Source organism: Serratia sp. PL7 (genome assembly GCF_945957435.1).
On the sequence record NZ_CAMFLB010000001.1, the window covers coordinates 2692324 to 2708911 of the forward strand.

Consider the following 16588-nt stretch of genomic DNA (forward strand, 5'->3'; position numbering starts at 1 on the left):
CGATACGTTACCGTTCCAGGCCAAACCTCTCCCTGCGCCGGCGAACAACGAGCGAACGCCCAAACTCGCCCGCTTCCCCCTGTGTTGACGCCCCCATGCAGACGCAATCGCTATGAAATATAACCAGATGGTCTTTTTGCTTCGGCGGTCCCTGCACTAGGGTTAGGGTTTATTTCCCACTGTGAGCCAAGCCTATGACCAGCCAATTGGCAGACAAAATCATCGCCTATCGGCGTGAGCTGCACCAAAACCCGGAACTTTCCAATCACGAATTCGCCACCACCGCCCGGCTGACCCGCTGGCTGGAAGAGGCAGGCATCCGTCTGCTGCCGCTGGCGCTGAAAACCGGCGTCGTGGCGGAGATCGGCAGCGGCAAGGGGCCGATTATCGCGCTGCGCGGCGACATTGATGCCCTGCCGATCGACGAAATCGCCGACGTGCCCTTCAGCTCGCAAAACAGCGGCGTAATGCACGCCTGCGGCCACGACTTTCACACCTCGGTGATGCTCGGCGCCGCGCACCTGCTCAAAGCGCGTGAGGCCGAGCTGCCCGGCACGGTGCGCATCTTCTTCCAGCCGGCGGAAGAGACCTTCAACGGCGCCCGGCACCTGATCGACGCCGGCGCGCTGGATAACGTTGCGGCGGTATTTGGCCTGCATAACGCGCCGGAGCTGCCCACCGGCACCTTCGCCACCCGCGCCGGGCCGTTCTACGCCAACGTCGATCGATTCCAGATCCTCATCACCGGCAAAGGCGCCCACGCCGCCAAACCGGAACAGGGCGTCGATACCATCGTCACCGCCAGCCAGATCGTCGGCGCGCTGCAGACGCTGCCCAGCCGCAGCTTCAGCTCGCTGGAATCGCTGGTGGTGAGCGTGACGCGCATCGAAGGCGGCAATACCTGGAACGTGCTGCCGCAAACCGTGGAGCTGGAAGGCACGGTGCGCACCCACAGCGACGCGGTGCGCCGCCAGGTGCCTGATAAAATTCGCCAGGTGATCGACGGCGTTGCCGCCGCTCTCGGCGCGCAGGCCGAACTCCACTGGCAGCCGGGGCCGCCGGCGGTGATCAACGACGCCCATTGGGCGGCGTTCAGCAAAACCGTCGCCGCCGAGGCCGGCTACCGGGTCGAAGAGGCGGAGCTGCAAATGGGGGGTGAAGATTTCGCGCTGTATCTGCATCACGTGCCGGGCGTCTTCGTCAGTATCGGCTCCGCCAGCGAGTTCGGCCTGCATCATCCGCGTTTCAATCCCGATGAACGCGCCCTGTTCCCCGCGGCACAATATTTTACGCTGCTGGCGGAACGCACGCTGCAACAGCTCACTACCGCGCCAGAAAAAGCCCTCAGCAACGCCTGAATAACGTGAAATAGTATTTCCCCGACGCCGCAGATACCGCGCCGGGGATTATTATTTTCGCTCGCCGTGATATTTGCAGTTTTCAACATTTGAATATGCTGTTTTGTTGTTTTACATCCCGTTGCCGCTCATCAATAGTGGACACATCAGACACCGCGCGCCTTTGCGGCGCATGACAGGATAATCACGATGAGCGACAACGCGAATAATCAACGGCAATTACGGCTGGGCGCCATTCTGCACGGCGCATCGGGAAATATGTCCGCCTGGCGCCACCCGGATGCCACCGCCGACGCCAGCATCAACCTCGAATTTAATATCGCCTCGGCGAAAAAAGCCGAACAGGGGAAATTCGATTTCGTGTTTGTCGCCGATGGGTTATATATCAACGAAAAATCCATTCCGCATTTTCTTAATCGTTTCGAACCGCTCACCCTGCTGGCCGCGCTCGCCGCCGCCACCGATAAAATCGGCCTGGTAGGCACCCTTTCCACCTCTTACAGCGATCCGTTCACAGTCGCCCGCCAGTTCGCCAGCCTCGACCACCTGAGCAACGGCCGCGCCGGCTGGAACGTGGTGACGTCGCCGCTTGAAGGCTCGGCCAAAAACTTCTCGCGCGCCGAACACCCGGAACACAGCCTGCGTTACCGCATCGCCGGCGAATTTCTCGACGTCGCCAAAGGGCTGTGGGATTCCTGGGAAGACGATGCCTTTGTGCGCAACAAGGCTAGCGGCGAATTCTTCCGCACCGGCAAGCTACACACCCTCAATCACCAGGGAGAGTTCTTCTCGGTGCAGGGGCCGCTGAACATTGGCCGCACGCCGCAGGGGCGCCCGATCCTGTTCCAGGCCGGCGCCTCCGAAGACGGCAAACGGCTGGCGGCTCAACACGCCGATGCGATCTTCACCCATCACGACACGCTGGAGCAGGCGCAGGATTTTTATCAGGACGTGAAGCGGCAGCTGGTGGAACAGGGGCGCGAGCCGGACGACCTGCGCATCTTCCAGGGCGTCAGCGTGATCGTCGGCGACGACGACGCGGACGTCGAGCGCCAGTACCAGGAGACCGCCCGCCTGGTCAGCATTGAGAACGCCCTCAACTATCTTGGCCGCTACTTCGAACATTACGACTTTTCCCGCCATCCGCTGGACGCGCCCTTCCCGGACATCGGCGATCTGGGGCAAAACAGCTTCCGCAGCACTACCGACGCCATCAAGCGCAACGCCCGCGAACGTAACCTCACGCTGCGCCAGGTGGCGCTGGAAGCCGCCTCGCCGCGCCCGGTGTTCAGCGGCACGCCGGAAGCGGTGGCGGACGGCCTGCAACGCTGGTTCGACGGTGAAGCCGCCGACGGTTTCATCATCAGCGGCGGTACGCCCAACGCCTTCGGCCACTTCGTCGATCGGGTGGTACCCATCCTGCAACAGCGTGGCCTGTTCCGTCAGGCGTACCACGGCGATACGCTGCGCGAGCACCTGGGCCTGAAGCGCCCGTTGAACAGATTCACCCAATAATAAGATCGTTTTCAGGGATATCCGCTATGCAGAAAACCGTTACCGCCGCCCTCGTGGCGGCCTTGCTGAGCCTGACCGGCGCCGCGCAGGCGGGCACCGGCATCGATTTACAGGCCAATGAAATCCCGATCCACGCGCCGAAAAACCCGCAGGCGATCGCCAAACTGCCGGCCGATTTCCACTTCGTGAAGCCGGGCCAATTCACCGTTGCAATCGCCGCGCTCAACACGCCGCCGCTGGCGCTGTTCGCCGCCGATAACCGGCGGCTGATCGGCAGCGAAGTGGATATCGCGCAGCTGGTGGCCGACAGCCTGGGGCTTGAATTAAACGTGGTGCAAACCTCGTGGGAAGACTGGCCGCTGGGGGTGGTTTCCGGCAAATATGACGCAGCCATCACCAACGTCACCGTCACCAAAGAGCGCAAAACCCGCTTCGACTTTGCCACCTACCGCATCGATTCGCTCGGCTTTTACGTCAAAACCGGCGGCAAGATCGCGACGATCAAACAGCCTGCCGATATCGCCGGATTAAAGATCATCGTTGGCTCCGGCACCAATCAGGAAGCAATTTTGCTGGCGTGGGACAAACAGAACCGGCAGCAGGGGCTCAAACCCTTCCAGCCGATCTACGTGACCGACGATGCGGCCGCCACGCTGGCGATCCAGTCCGGCCGCGCCGACGCCTACTTCGGGCCGAACGTGCTGGGCGCCTATAAAGCGGCGCTGAACGGCCGCACCCGGCTGGCGGGCACGGTGGAAGGCGGTTGGCCCAAGGCGGCACACATCGCCGTCACCACCCGTAAAGGCAACGGCCTGGTGCAGGCGGTGAATGAAGCGCTGAACGGCACGATCCGCGGCGGGCAGTACGATCGGGTGCTCAACCGCTGGGGCGAGAGCGTCGAACGCCTTGCGCAGTCGGAAATCAACCCGCCCGGCCTGGGCGATTAGGAGCGCGCGATGACGCAAGACACTTTCATTCAGACGCTGCCGACCGACCCGCTGATCGCCCCGGTGATCGAGGGGCTGTTCGGCGAATATCGCCAGCGTTACGGCGACTATTTTGGTGACCAGGAACCGGAAGCGCTGGATCTGTACGCGCCGCCGCAAGGGGCCTTCATCGTGCTGCTGCGCGCCGGTGCGCCGATCGCCATGGGCGCCTTCAAACGCTATGACGCACAGACCGCCGAGCTGAAGCGCATCTGGACGCGAGGCGATCTGCGCCGCCAGGGCCTGGCACAGCGGGTGTTGCAGCAGTTGGAAACGCTGGCGTTGGCGCAAGGATATCGCCAGCTCTATCTGACCACCGGCTTTCGCCAGCCCGAAGCGGTGGGCCTGTATCTGAACAACGGGTATCAGCCGCAGTTCGATCCCACCGTCGACAGCGAGGTTTACAGCCGCCCGCCCTACGATGGCCGCCTGCCGTTCCGCAAAAGCCTGATTGCAGAGGATGCGTGTTGTTGCGCGTCGGAAAGGAAAATCGCCTAAGGCCCCTTTATCTGTATCAGGAGACATGACATGTCCAAACAAGAAGTCTTGAAAGTGGTGCCCGCCCGCTATCCGCTGCGGCTGATCGGCGCGCTGTTTTCGCTGTTTATTCTGGCCGCCATCGTACAATCGGTGGCGGGTAACGAGCGCTGGGAATGGGGCGTGTTCGCCGAGTGGTTCTTCGCGCCGGCGGTACTGGCGGGGCTGGGGCAAACCCTGCTGCTGACGCTGCTCGGTACGCTGTTCAGCATCCTGTTCGGCACCCTGTTGGCGCTGGCGCGCCTGTCGCGCTCCTACCTGCTGGCGTCGCTGGCCTGGGGCTATATCTGGCTGTTTCGCTCTCTGCCGCTGATCCTGGTGCTGATCATTCTGTACAACTTCTCCTATCTGTATGACGCCATCTCGCTGGGCATTCCCTTCACCTCCGTGGTGTTCGCCAGCTTTCCCACCATCGACATTCTCGGCCAGTTCGCCGTGGCGGTGCTGGGCCTGACGCTGGTGCAGTCCGCCTACACCGCCGAGATCATCCGCGGCGGCATCCTGGGCGTGGATTACGGCCAGCACGAGGCGGCGGCGGCGCTGGGCCTGCCGGGCTATCGTCGCACCTTCCGTATCATTCTGCCGCAGGCACTGCGCTCCATTATTCCGACCGGCTTCAACGAGATCATCAGCCTGGCGAAAGGCACCTCAATCGTTTACGTGCTGGCGCTGCCGGAGCTGTTTTACACCATTCAGGTTATCTATAACCGCACCCAGCAGGTGATACCGCTGCTGATGGTCGCCACCGTCTGGTACCTGTTCATCACCACCGCGCTGTCGGTGATCCAATACTATATCGAGCGCTATTTCGCCCGGGGCGCGGTGCGCGAACTGCCGCCGACGCCCTGGCAGAAACTGGCCGGCTGGCTAAAACGTTAGGAGACCCACATGTCTGAAGCCATTGATTATTACGCCTTGCCCGAGCAGCCGGTACGCAATCTCACCCCGGTGCCGGCACGCGGCCTGATCGAAATCAGCAACGTCAGCAAGTTCTTCGGCAAACACAAGGCGCTGGACGACGTCAGCCTGACGCTGCAGCCGGGCACCGTTACCGTGATCCTCGGCCCTTCCGGCTCCGGCAAATCGACGCTGCTGCGGGCGATCAACCACCTGGAGCGCGTCGACGAGGGCTTTATCCGCATCGACGGCGACTACGTCGGCTACCGCCGCAAGGGCAACCGGCTGTACGAGCTGAAGGAAAAGGCCATCCTCCGGCAGCGCATCAACGTCGGCTATGTGTTCCAGAATTTCAATCTGTTCCCGCACCTGACGGTGCTGGAAAACATCATCGAAGCGCCGGTGGTGCACAAAATTCACTCCCGCGAGCGGGCGAAGGCGGTAGCCTATGAGCTGCTGGATACCGTCGGGCTGCGCCACAAGGCGGACGCCTACCCGCGCCACCTCTCCGGCGGCCAACAGCAACGCATCGCCATCGCGCGCGCGCTGGCGCTGAACCCGAAGGTGATCCTGTTCGATGAGCCGACCTCCGCGCTCGATCCCGAGCTGGTCGGCGAAGTGCTGGACGTGATTAAGGGGTTGGCGGATCTGGGCGTCACGCTGGTGGTGGTCACGCATGAAATCGGCTTTGCGCGCGAAGCGGCGGATCGGGTGGTGTTTATGGTCGACGGGCAGATCGTCGAACAGGGCGACGCCAGGCAAGTGTTGGCTCAGCCGCAGCACCCGCGCACCGTTAATTTCCTCAACAAAGTGCTGTGATCGTCGGGGCGCTGCGGCGCCCCGTACCCGAGCCGCTTACCGGCCGGCGAAACGCCGTTTTTCGGCGGCAAAATCCAGCGGGCGGATCCCCTGCTGGTTTTTGTCCTCGTCGGTCAACAGCGCCGGGGGAATAAACCAGGTCACCTCGAACAGCAGCCCGTCCGGATCGTGACCATAAATGCTTTTGTGCACGCCATGATCCTCTTCCAGCCCGAGAATACCGCGTTCGGCCAACTGGTGACGAATGCGCTCCAGCTCTTCCAGACTGTCCACTTCCCAGGCCAGATGGTACAGCCCGGCCGGTGGCTCATGCTCCGCCGGCGGCTCGTTGTTGGCGCGAAACACCCCGGCGCGCTGCTGGCCCAGATTCTTGCTGAACAGCGCCAAATCGTGATCGTTTTCCGAATCGGCGGCCTGGGTAAATACCGCGCGATCGGGGCTGTCGGACGGCTTCAGCTTGAAGCCCAAGACCTGATGATAAAAGTCGGCGCTCTGCCGCACATCGCTGACATACAGCACGGCGTGATTGAGACGTTTGATGCCCATCGATATTCCTTTTTCGCATTGAATGAAGTCAGCATGAACATAGCATGTGGCCAGGAAGCCGCTAAATGCCGTTATCGCATGACTAAATGCCGCCCGCGCAATCTGTCGCTGCAAGGCATTCCGCGCTATCATAAGCGCTGTATTGAACCCTTTTGTGAGAATAGCGATGAATGGCAAGATAACGACTTTTTTTGAAGACAAAGGCTTCGGCTTTATTACCGACGAGAACGGAGAAAATCGTTATTTTCACGTGATTAAAGTGCAGAACCCGGAGCTGATTAAGAAAAACGCGGCGGTCACCTTCGAGCCAACCAACAACACCAAAGGCCCGTCGGCTTATGCGGTAAAAGTGTTGGCGCCCAGCAAATACATCATCATCGCCAATGAAAGAATCAAGATCACCAGCATCAAGTCTTTTAATACCTTCACCAAGGAAGTGCCGGTCAAAGCCGACGTGGATAAAGAGAACACCGTGCTGTCGGTCGGCCTGCTGATGAACCGCATTCGCCCACAGTCCGAAGATCAGGCGCAGACCATGCAAACGCTGCGCATGCTGACCATTACCACCTTCCAGAACACCACCCATACCTTCTCCGAGCACGAGATCGATATGGATGAAACCATCAAGGCGCTGAAAAGCCTGTAAGTATCTGCGTACGGAAAATAACCAACGAAATTTGTCGTTGCCTGTGTTAGCGTGAGTTTTCACCTGACACAGGCTATTGATATGTCCGATTCCAGCAGCGTCAAAGGTTTTATCAACCGCTCCACCCAAATCGTCTGCCCTAAATGCGGCTATGTTACCCGGCAAAAATGCGCAGCAATGCTGCAAGATGTGATACTGATTTGCCCTAATTGCGAAACCCGCTTCGAGCCCAGGCAAGGCTGAAAACGGTTAACGGAACAGGATATGCTCGACGCTGTTGCCGTTGATCACGTTGAACGACTCCACCCGATTACGCCCCTGCGATTTGGCGCGATACAGCGCGATATCCGCCATATTCATCAGCTGTTCCAACGATTTCACCTCATTCATCGCCAGGCTGGCGACGCCGACGCTGATGGTGATTTTCAACGTCTGCTTGCCTTCCGCCTGCAGCTCCGTCTGCTCCACCAGCCGGCGCAAATGTTCCCCCAGCGCCACGCCCTGCGCCGCCAGCGCGCGCGGCAGCATGATAGCAAACTCTTCCCCGCCCAAGCGGCCGAACAGCTGATCGTGACGCAGCTCGCGCCGCACGATGTGCGCGAACGACGCCAAAACCTGATCGCCGGCGCTGTGACCGTGCGTATCGTTGATCTGCTTGAAATGATCAATGTCGATCAGCAGCAGCGACACCGCCTCTTTGGAACGGTGTTTATGCTCCAGCAACTCGCCCGCTTTGCGGGTCATCGCGCTGCGCGCCAGCACCCCGGTCAGAAAATCGTGGTTGGCACTGTGCTCCAGACGTCGCATCAGCTTGCGGTTGGCGGCGATGGAGCTGGCGAGGATCAGCGGCCCCATCACCAGCATGGCGATGCCCAATCGGGCGGACATCAGGGTATCGAGGAAGGCGTTGTGGTTGTTCGGCGTTTCATAAAGCACCAGGTTGGCAGAAATGCTGCTGATCTCGGTCATGCCGGTCAACAGCGTCAGCAACGTCACGGGGAACAGCGGGTAGCGTACCGCGCACCACAGCAGCGCCGGGATCGGGAAGGCGATGGCGCCCGGCCCGCCGATATAGACGCTGAACGCCAGCGACAGCAGCAACGCCAGTAGCGGCAGGCAGCCTTTCAGGCGCCAACGCACCTGCATGCGCAGCAGTTGCTTCAGCCGCGGCGCCGCCATCAGCACCGGCAACAGCAGCAAGGTCGTCGAGAATTGCTCACTGAACCAAGCCAGCCAGGCGATCACCACCGTGTTGTTATAGAGGCTATCATTACGCAGCACCGACAGCGTCGACGCCACCGCCGCGCCGGCCAAACTGGCGCTGAACATATAGAGTATCGCCTGGGGCTTGCCCATGCGCCGTTGAGATTGTGGCAGCATCAGCATGATGCCGTAACCGACGGCGATCAGCGACATGTTGCAGGCGTTCAGCCACAGCGCCAGAGACCAACCTTCGCCGGTGCTGAGATCGGCGGCGACCATGCCCAGATAGGTGGTAAGCCAGCCGAGCGGCGTGCCGTAAATGGGTTTGCGCAGCAGCAGACCGAGCAGAATCGCATTCACCGGCCAAAATAAGGAAAGCGAGCCAATCGGCCGGCTAAGAATACCCACCAGGGAAAGCAAAAAAGCCAGCATGAAAAGATTGATCAGCTGAACCGTTAGCGGCAGGCCATGCCTGGCGTTTATTCTGGCGTTCATCGCCTTGCCCATATTTTGCTAATAACCAGAATAATAATGTGCATACTCTCTCGCCCGGCCAGTGAGGGATAGTCAACCCGGATTTCAACCAAAAAAGCCAGACAAATCAATAATAAAAAACGTTAACATTTAATTAACAGACTTTTCTTAGCCCCGTTCGGCTGCGGCGGGCACACCCGCGTAGCGTCAGCAAATAATGGCTACTCTGCTGTCAGCATAGCGCATAGCGTAATAGGTCGCCGACGGCGTCAATTACATTAATAAGCTTGTGGTTATTGGTCGTTGAATGATGTTTGAATAACTGCGCGATTATTTTCCTGCAACTGGGCCGCCCGTGCAATAACAACCCAAAAAAAGCCCGCATGAAGCGGGCTTGCTTGAACAACAGCAAATCGACAGTTACAACACGGCCATGCCTTGCATGCCCGTGTTGCCACGCAGTATAGCGGTGAAAGCTTAAGCAGACCTTAGCAACAAAAAACCCGGCCTAGGAACCGGGAATATTTGTACGAAATGCAGTGTTAGCCCAAGCAGGCTAATAACATTTCGCAGCCTACACGCCAATTGTGCAGAGAAAATGAACGCGGCATCCGTTCAACCGCACCGCCACCCCATCTACACGGTAAGGCCTTACGCCAGTTTGGCGGCAAAGCCCGCTACGCGCTGGCCATAGAGCTTGGCGGTCGCCAGATCGCCCGACAGCATCTCATCCACGCCGGCATCCGCCGGGGTCTGCACCAGCAGCCCCACCGAACCGCCCAGGTTATTGACGTCGGTACGCTGCGCCGATTTGGTGTTGGCCGGCAGCAGCCCCAGACTGACCCACAGGCCGCCATGTTGCGAAGCCAGCGTCTGCAGCGCGATCAACGTGACCTGCTTGTCGCCGTTCAGGCTGGCGCTGTTGGTAAAGCCGCCGAACACTTTGTCCTGCCACTTGCGGCCGAACCAGGCTTTGGAGCTCGCGTCGGCGAATTTCTTGAACTGCCAGGACGGGCCGCCCATATAGGTCGGCGAGCCAAAGATGATGGCGTCCGCCTCATCCAACGTCTGCCAGGCTTCGTCGCTGATGTCACCGTTCTGATCGATGGCGATCAGTTCCGCCCCCGCACCTTCCGCCACGACTTTCGCCAAACGCTCGGTATGGCCGTAGCCGGAATGAAACACCACTACTGTCTTCGCCATAGAAATTCTCCACTCATTGCACAAAGGCGCCGACGGCGCCCCTCTCGCGTTCAATCTAATCAAGCGCGCAGCGGCTGAATACCGAATAAAACTGACGGTGTTATTCAAAAAAATCGCGCTACGCACCGCCGGGTATGCGCAGATAAAAAAAATCCCGCACAAGGCGGGATAAACTTAACAGGGATGGGGTAATACACTACAGGGAATGGATAACACACAACATCATCGGGTAGAGCTACAGTACCAATCCCAATGTATAGAACTGTCATCCCCGCGTAAGTTTGCTCGGCCAGATGTAACGCCGAATGGGAAATATGACATTTTGCTCAACGCACCACGAACAGGCGCGACTCAAAGCCGCCGCTCTTGAAGGTGCCGGTATTGACCCACTCGGGCGGCGAACGGCCGAAGTCCTGATTGAAATCGCCGCCGCTGACCAGCCAGACCCGGCGATGGCCTTTCGCTAACGTGCTGAGATTATCGACGTAAGTCTGCGCCGCCCGATCGTGGAAAAAGGTGCCGAAACCATAGGCATTGGGCTTGCCCGAAATGCCGTTGGGCCTGGCCGGGGTATACAACAGGGCGCGATAGCCCTGCTTGTTGTAATACACATAGCTCAGGTAGTTGAACATGTTGCTGACCACCACCGCATCGTTAGGCTGATAGAGACTGTTGATGTAGTGCACCATCACTTTGAACTCATCTTTCTCGACCGGGTAATCGTTACGCACGCCGCAGCCGAACAGCAAACTGAAGAACAGCAGCAAAGAAATCCCGCGCACCCGGCTTTTCGTGCCGGCGATCAGCACGCCCAACACCAGCGGAATGCCGAGCGCAGCCGAGTAGAGATAGCGATCGACAAACAGCGGCGAGCGCCAGGAAATGGCGAATACCAACGTCACCGGGATCAGAATGCCGCCGAGCAGCAGCAGCGAGAATGTTCTCGGCGTCTCCCGCCGCCACAGTAGCAATGAACATAAGGCGATAAACATCGCCGGCAGCAGCCAGAGAATGACCGTCGGATAATTGCTGCCATCATGCCCAGTGAGAAAACGCCAATACATCGCCGGCAGATCGCCCCAGGAAACCTGAGGGATCCAACCGACGTCGCCGCCGACCCGCAGCTCGGCGATATGCGCCAGCAGATTGAACAGCACCAGCAGCCAGGGAATGTAGGCCACCCCGATCGCCACATTGGCCAGCCACCACGCCGGCTGCTTGATGTAACGTACGCCTTCGCGGCGGCACGACAGCGCCAGCAGCACCAGCCAGTGAGCGATCAGCGTAAAAATCGTGAAGTAGTGGGTATAAAAGCTCAGCGTCATCAACAGCGCATACAGCGCCAGATAGCGGCGGTTATCCGGTGTTTTCAGCCATTTCGCCAGCACCATGGCGGCGGCGATCGCCAGCATCCCCATCAGCGCGTACATGCGCGCCTCCTGGCTGTAACGCACCGCCATCGGCATGATTGCCATCAGCCACCCCGCTATCAGCGCCGCCCGCTCATTGGTCAACCAACGGGTAAAACGCATCGCCAGCGCCACCGTCATCACGCCGAACACCAGGCTCAGCGAGCGGGCCGCCATGATGCCGTCGCCAAACAGCGCCATCCAGCCATGCAGCAACAGGTAATAAAGCGGCGGGTGAACATCGAAAGAAGCGTGGTACAGCAAAGCGCCCACGTCATAGCGGCTGGTCAGTACGCTGGAGGCTTCATCGCACCAAAAATACCGATCTGATAAGGAAATAAATCGCACGATCGCCGAAAACGCCACGATCGCCAACGCGTAATGTTTGTAACCGATGCCCTTTAAGCCGTTGTTGCTCAAAGAAACATTCGATACCTGCTGCAGTGACATAACGGCATTCCGCCCAAGAGAACCACACCGTGTGGAGACGCAGCGTCATCATTGCCGACGGCGGGTAAATGGCGGGTAAATCAGTGCGAAAAAGTCGGTGCAATCACCGCGGCGCCGCACGGCCCTCAGCGGATTTCAACGCTGATATCCGGGTAGGCTTTCTCCCCGTCGCTGAGGTAATGCCCCAACGCCCGGTAAGCCATGACGTACAGCACGGCGGCGGCGCACAGGCACAGCAAGGTCACGAGCAGGAATCTGGATTTGCGCACGATAGGCTCCATGGGGAAATTTTCGCCTATTGTAGCGCGGCAAAATAAACGAAAGTTCAATTGCCGGCGGGTCAAGCGCCTCGCACTCACTCGGCGAGGCGGCTTCATCTCATTTCTTCAACATGTAGATAAACGAATCGACGGTTTCGCCGCCGGCGGTGGAGACGCTGACCGCCACCCGTTCATACCCCTCACCTTCGAACGCATCGATAGTCGGCCAGTGGTTGACGAGATTAGCTGAACGGAACAGAAAACCGTTCACGCGATTGCCGCTGTTATCCAACACGATGCCTGGGTAGCCCATCTCGGCGCCCCAGCCTTCGTTAAGCAGCGATCCGCCGACGCTGCCTTCTTCCCAGCTGCCGCCGATGGCTTCCATAATGTGCGCGTTGGGTCTGCCCGGCCCCAGGGTGCCGTAAACGAATAAGCTTTGCATGTTGCTCTCTGCCACTGACTAAAAGTTAGCGAACGAACATAGCATGGCGCTCAATGGCGAGCCAACGAGAGTATGGATTACGCAGTCGAATTTTTGAGGGAACAAGTCGGGGGGAAGAAAATCAAGGAAGTAATGGCACGCCCTATAGGATTCGAACCTATGACCTACGGCTTAGAAGGCCGTTGCTCTATCCAACTGAGCTAAGGGCGCATTGAGATGCGGCAACCTGTGGTTGCGGGTTGCGATTATACGGTCAGAGGTTAGCGAGTCAATGCCTTTTCATGACGTTACGGCGGCGACGGCGCTTTATGGCGTTTTTTCCGCCAGCGCCCGCGCTATGTTACGGTGCGCCAGGCCGACCGCGGTATCGCCTGGTGTGCGCTCAGCCTCTTGCCGCCCACCGCCCCGCCGCAGACAAAGGCGCGTAGACTGTACCACTGCGGCAATATCCCCCCAATCGGCATGCTCAACCACCTGCATATTGCAGGTCGCTTCCCCCCTTTCCCCCAATGCGGAGTCAGGGCGTGCGCTGTTTAAGGATGCCTGGCTCCACGGCGCCCAAGCCAGCAATAGCGCGCAACCTCCCCATGCGCTGCCGTTCATGCGCACAGCTTCCGCCACAGCGCGCTCAGGCGCGCCCGCCACGACGGCGCTGCCTGGTGCTGGCCGAGCTGATGCAGCGCGGTGAGTTGCGCACTGCCCGCCGGATGCCGTGAAGAATCGAACACCGTCTCCCCTACGTGTTTAGGCTCCGCCGGTTGCTGATCAGGTTGATGATGCAACGGATAAAGCCGGGTTATCGCTCTCATGATCCTGCCCTCTTTCGCCCTGTGTATGGCCCCAGCGTATGCAAATGCAGGTAAAAATGGCGTAGAGGATCCTGAGGCCGATATAAAAAAAGCGTAAATCGCCGTCGGCAACGGCGGCGAGGGTGATTCTGCGCCTGACAGCGCGCTCAGCTTCTGCCAGAATAGCGGCATCCCCGCTTTTCTTAATTGATGGATTTCCACACTGATGTCAGCAAAGATTATTGATGGTAAAACGATTGCGCAGCAGGTTAGAAACGAAGTGGCTGAGCAAGTGAAACAACGTCTGGCGGCCGGCAAGCGCGCCCCAGGGCTGGCGGTTGTGTTGGTCGGCGAGAATCCGGCTTCGCAAATTTACGTCGCCAGCAAGCGCCGCGCCTGCGATGAAGTCGGCTTCCTTTCCCGCTCCTACGACCTGCCCGCTGCCACCAGTGAAGCCGAGCTGCTGGCGTTGATCGACCAGCTGAACGCCGACGCAGAAATCGACGGCATTCTGGTGCAGCTGCCGCTGCCGGCCGGCATCGATAACGTCAAGGTGCTGGAACGCATCCACCCGGACAAAGACGTCGACGGCTTCCACCCGTACAACGTCGGCCGCCTGTGCCAGCGCGCGCCTAAGCTGCGCCCGTGCACGCCGCGCGGCATCGTTACCCTGCTGGAGCGTTATAACATCGATACCTACGGCCTGAATGCCGTGGTGGTCGGCGCGTCCAACATCGTCGGCCGCCCGATGAGCATGGAGCTGCTGCTGGCCGGCTGCACCACCACCGTCACCCACCGCTTCACCAAGAATCTGCGTCATCACGTCGAAAACGCCGATCTGCTGGTGGTGGCGGTCGGCAAACCGGGCTTCATTCCGGGCGACTGGATCAAACTGGGCGCCATCGTGGTGGACGTCGGCATCAACCGCTTGGAAAGCGGTAAAGTGGTGGGCGACGTCGATTTCGACGCCGCCAGCGAGCGCGCCGCCTACATCACCCCGGTGCCGGGTGGCGTTGGCCCGATGACCGTTGCTACACTGATCCAAAATACCTTGCAGGCCTGCGAGGAATATCACGACGTTCAACCTAAATAAGTAAGGCAGTATGGAAATTTTCAATCTGGACAATCATCCCCACGTCGAACTGTGCGATCTGCTGAAGTTCCAGGGCTGGTGTGAAAGCGGCGGCGCCGCCAAAGAAGTGATCGCTGAAGGGCAGGTGAAAGTCGACGGCAAGGTCGAAACCCGCAAGCGCTGCAAGATCGTCGCCGATCAGGTCGTGGAGTTCAACGGCGGCAAGGTCATGGTTAAACCCTAACCCGCAGCCATAGAAAAAGGCGCTGAATTCAGCGCCTTTTTTGTTTTTCCCTGCGGCCGGATTATTTACGGCGCCAGGTGGTGCCCTGCGGGCCGTCTTCCAGCACGATGTTCATCTCGTTCAACCGATCGCGAGCGGCATCCGCCAGCGCCCAGTCTTTGGCGGCACGCGCTTCGTTACGCTGTTTGATCAGCGCTTCAATCTCCGCTACTTCGTCGTCATCAACCTGAGCGCCCCCTTGCAGGAACTGCTCCGGCTCCTGCTGCAGCAGGCCGAGCACTTTCGCCAGCTTGCGCAGTTCCGCCGCCATGCCGTTGGCCGCCGCCATGTCTTCACCCTTGAGGCGGTTAACCTCGCGCGCCAGATCGAACAGCGCCGAGTAGGCTTCCGGGGTATTGAAGTCGTCGTCCATCGCTTCGCGGAAACGGGCTTCGAACGCTTCGCCGCCGGCCGGTGCGGCGTCGGCATCGGTGCCGCGCAGCGCGGTATAGAGGCGCTCCAGCGCGGTGCGCGCCTGCTTGAGGTTCTCTTCGCTGTAGTTCAGCTGGCTGCGATAGTGGCCGGACATCAGGAAGTAACGCACCGTTTCCGCATCGTAATGGCCGAGCACGTCGCGGATGGTGAAGAAGTTATCCAGCGATTTGGACATCTTCTCTTTGTCGATCATCACCATGCCGGAGTGCATCCAGTAATTGACGTACGGGCCGTCGTGGGCGCAGCTCGACTGCGCGATCTCGTTCTCGTGGTGCGGGAACATCAGATCGGAACCGCCGCCGTGGATGTCGAAGTGGGTGCCCAGCTGTTTGCAGTTCATGGCGGAGCATTCGATATGCCAGCCCGGACGGCCCGGCCCCCACGGCGACTGCCAGCTCGGCTCGCCCGGCTTGGACATTTTCCACAGCACGAAGTCCATCGGGTTGCGCTTCACGTCGTCGATTTCCACGCGCGCGCCGGCCTGCAGCTGATCCAGATCCTGGCGCGACAACAGCCCGTATTGCGGATCGCTGTCGATGGAGAACATCACGTCGCCGTTGCTGGCCACATAGGCGTGATCGCGATCGATCAGGCGCTGCGTGATCTCGATGATCTCGGCGATATGCTGGGTCGCGCGCGGCTCTTGATCCGGACGATCGATCAGCAGCGCGTCGAAGTCGGCGTGCATTTCCGCCAGCATGCGTTCGGTCAGCTGGTCGCAGGTCTCATGATTTTCCGCCGCGCGGCGGATGATTTTGTCGTCCACGTCGGTGACGTTGCGCACGTAGTTCAGCGAATAGCCGAGATAGCGCAGGTAACGCGCCACCACGTCGAAAGCGACAAAGGTACGACCGTGGCCGATGTGACACAGGTCATAAATGGTTACCCCGCACACGTACATGCCCACTTTCCCGGCATGAATGGGTTTGAATTCCTCTTTTTGACGACTCAGGGTATTAAAAATCTTTAGCATCGGGAGATTCCGTGGTGTGCGTGATAACAAAAAAGATAACCGGGCTTCAGGTTTCCGCCCGGTAGCGTATTGAAACCTGAAGCCTGATCTATTGCAAGGTTAAGGCCATGCTTTGCTGGCTTCACGCGAAGAAAACGCGCAAAATTCGGCGGTCAGCGCAATTGTTATAATATAACATAAACACAATTACCACAGACAGTGCGCGGTTGAGCCGCTGCTGACTCGCTAGGGCGGATATGTTATAAGGGCGGTCTGAATGTTCACTCGCTTTACGTGACGTCTCACTTCA

19 protein-coding genes and 1 tRNA gene are annotated in these 16588 nt (G+C 59.3%); 10 read left to right on the forward strand and 10 right to left on the reverse strand.

The window, feature by feature from the left end:
• The first annotated feature begins 194 nt into the window (after positions 1-194).
• From N6G83_RS13110 to N6G83_RS13135, 6 genes are all read left to right on the forward strand, one after another.
• On the forward strand, positions 195-1358 hold the full coding sequence (locus N6G83_RS13110; protein WP_043135741.1) for a M20 peptidase aminoacylase family protein: 1164 nt from the start codon (positions 195-197) through the stop codon (positions 1356-1358).
• A 189-nt stretch (positions 1359-1547) separates the two neighbouring features.
• Positions 1548-2873 (forward strand): LLM class flavin-dependent oxidoreductase, encoded by a 1326-nt coding sequence (locus tag N6G83_RS13115; protein WP_049295155.1) that lies wholly within the window; start codon positions 1548-1550, stop codon positions 2871-2873.
• A 26-nt stretch (positions 2874-2899) separates the two neighbouring features.
• Positions 2900-3820: an ABC transporter substrate-binding protein gene (locus N6G83_RS13120; protein WP_025301827.1), complete on the forward strand. Its 921-nt coding sequence runs from the start codon at positions 2900-2902 to the stop codon at positions 3818-3820.
• A 9-nt stretch (positions 3821-3829) separates the two neighbouring features.
• On the forward strand, positions 3830-4357 hold the full coding sequence (locus tag N6G83_RS13125; RefSeq protein ID WP_025301826.1) for a GNAT family N-acetyltransferase: 528 nt from the start codon (positions 3830-3832) through the stop codon (positions 4355-4357).
• A 30-nt stretch (positions 4358-4387) separates the two neighbouring features.
• Positions 4388-5275 carry an amino acid ABC transporter permease gene (locus N6G83_RS13130; RefSeq protein ID WP_260515455.1) on the forward strand — a complete coding sequence of 296 codons (888 nt, stop codon included), beginning with the start codon at positions 4388-4390 and terminating at the stop codon, positions 5273-5275.
• Between the two features lie 9 nt (positions 5276-5284).
• Positions 5285-6112 (forward strand): amino acid ABC transporter ATP-binding protein, encoded by an 828-nt coding sequence (locus tag N6G83_RS13135; RefSeq protein ID WP_049235221.1) that lies wholly within the window; start codon positions 5285-5287, stop codon positions 6110-6112.
• Between the two features lie 36 nt (positions 6113-6148).
• Here N6G83_RS13135 and N6G83_RS13140 read toward each other — a convergent pair whose 3' ends face one another.
• On the reverse strand, positions 6149-6658 hold the full coding sequence (locus N6G83_RS13140; RefSeq protein WP_049295154.1) for a VOC family protein: 510 nt from the start codon (positions 6656-6658) through the stop codon (positions 6149-6151).
• 166 nt (positions 6659-6824) lie between these two features.
• On the opposite strand from N6G83_RS13140, the gene N6G83_RS13145 reads away from it, so the two are divergent.
• Both N6G83_RS13145 and N6G83_RS13150 read left to right on the forward strand, forming a co-directional pair.
• Entirely contained in the window at positions 6825-7304 is a 480-nt protein-coding gene (locus tag N6G83_RS13145) for a cold-shock protein (protein WP_025301823.1), read from the forward strand.
• Between the two features lie 81 nt (positions 7305-7385).
• A complete protein-coding gene (locus N6G83_RS13150) occupies positions 7386-7547 on the forward strand; it encodes a YnfU family zinc-binding protein (RefSeq protein ID WP_015376921.1) in 162 nt (53 codons plus the stop codon).
• A 6-nt stretch (positions 7548-7553) separates the two neighbouring features.
• On the opposite strand, the gene N6G83_RS13155 is transcribed toward N6G83_RS13150, so the two are convergent.
• The 8 genes from N6G83_RS13155 to N6G83_RS13190 form a co-directional block, all read right to left on the reverse strand.
• Entirely contained in the window at positions 7554-9002 is a 1449-nt protein-coding gene (locus tag N6G83_RS13155) for a GGDEF domain-containing protein (protein WP_038628979.1), read from the reverse strand.
• Positions 9003-9632: 630 nt separating this feature from the next.
• A complete protein-coding gene (locus N6G83_RS13160; RefSeq protein ID WP_004940045.1) occupies positions 9633-10184 on the reverse strand; it encodes a flavodoxin family protein in 552 nt (183 codons plus the stop codon).
• Between the two features lie 326 nt (positions 10185-10510).
• Positions 10511-12043, reverse strand: coding sequence for a glycosyltransferase family 39 protein (locus N6G83_RS13165; RefSeq protein WP_260515458.1), 1533 nt, complete (start codon positions 12041-12043; stop codon positions 10511-10513).
• Between the two features lie 125 nt (positions 12044-12168).
• Positions 12169-12312, reverse strand: coding sequence for a hypothetical protein (locus tag N6G83_RS13170; protein WP_016928795.1), 144 nt, complete (start codon positions 12310-12312; stop codon positions 12169-12171).
• Between the two features lie 109 nt (positions 12313-12421).
• Positions 12422-12748: a gamma-glutamylcyclotransferase gene (locus tag N6G83_RS13175; protein WP_025301820.1), complete on the reverse strand. Its 327-nt coding sequence runs from the start codon at positions 12746-12748 to the stop codon at positions 12422-12424.
• Positions 12749-12881: 133 nt separating this feature from the next.
• Positions 12882-12958, reverse strand: a tRNA-Arg gene (locus N6G83_RS13180).
• A gap of 96 nt (positions 12959-13054) precedes the next feature.
• Positions 13055-13351, reverse strand: coding sequence for a hypothetical protein (locus tag N6G83_RS13185; protein WP_043135724.1), 297 nt, complete (start codon positions 13349-13351; stop codon positions 13055-13057).
• Complete coding sequence (locus tag N6G83_RS13190; protein WP_025301819.1) at positions 13348-13557, reverse strand: hypothetical protein; 210 nt, start codon at positions 13555-13557, stop codon at positions 13348-13350. The genes N6G83_RS13185 and N6G83_RS13190 overlap by 4 nt, the downstream gene beginning before the upstream one ends.
• Before the next feature lie 205 nt (positions 13558-13762).
• Here N6G83_RS13190 and folD point away from each other — a divergent pair, with 205 nt between their 5' ends.
• Both folD and ybcJ read left to right on the forward strand, forming a co-directional pair.
• Positions 13763-14629: a bifunctional methylenetetrahydrofolate dehydrogenase/methenyltetrahydrofolate cyclohydrolase FolD gene (gene folD / locus N6G83_RS13195; RefSeq protein WP_193402534.1), complete on the forward strand. Its 867-nt coding sequence runs from the start codon at positions 13763-13765 to the stop codon at positions 14627-14629.
• Between the two features lie 10 nt (positions 14630-14639).
• The gene (gene ybcJ, locus N6G83_RS13200; RefSeq protein WP_033637394.1) at positions 14640-14852 is read left to right on the forward strand and encodes a ribosome-associated protein YbcJ; all 213 of its coding nucleotides are present in this window, start codon (positions 14640-14642) and stop codon (positions 14850-14852) included.
• A gap of 61 nt (positions 14853-14913) precedes the next feature.
• Here ybcJ and cysS read toward each other — a convergent pair whose 3' ends face one another.
• A complete protein-coding gene (cysS, locus tag N6G83_RS13205) occupies positions 14914-16299 on the reverse strand; it encodes a cysteine--tRNA ligase (protein WP_260515462.1) in 1386 nt (461 codons plus the stop codon).
• Positions 16300-16588: the final 289 nt, after the last annotated feature.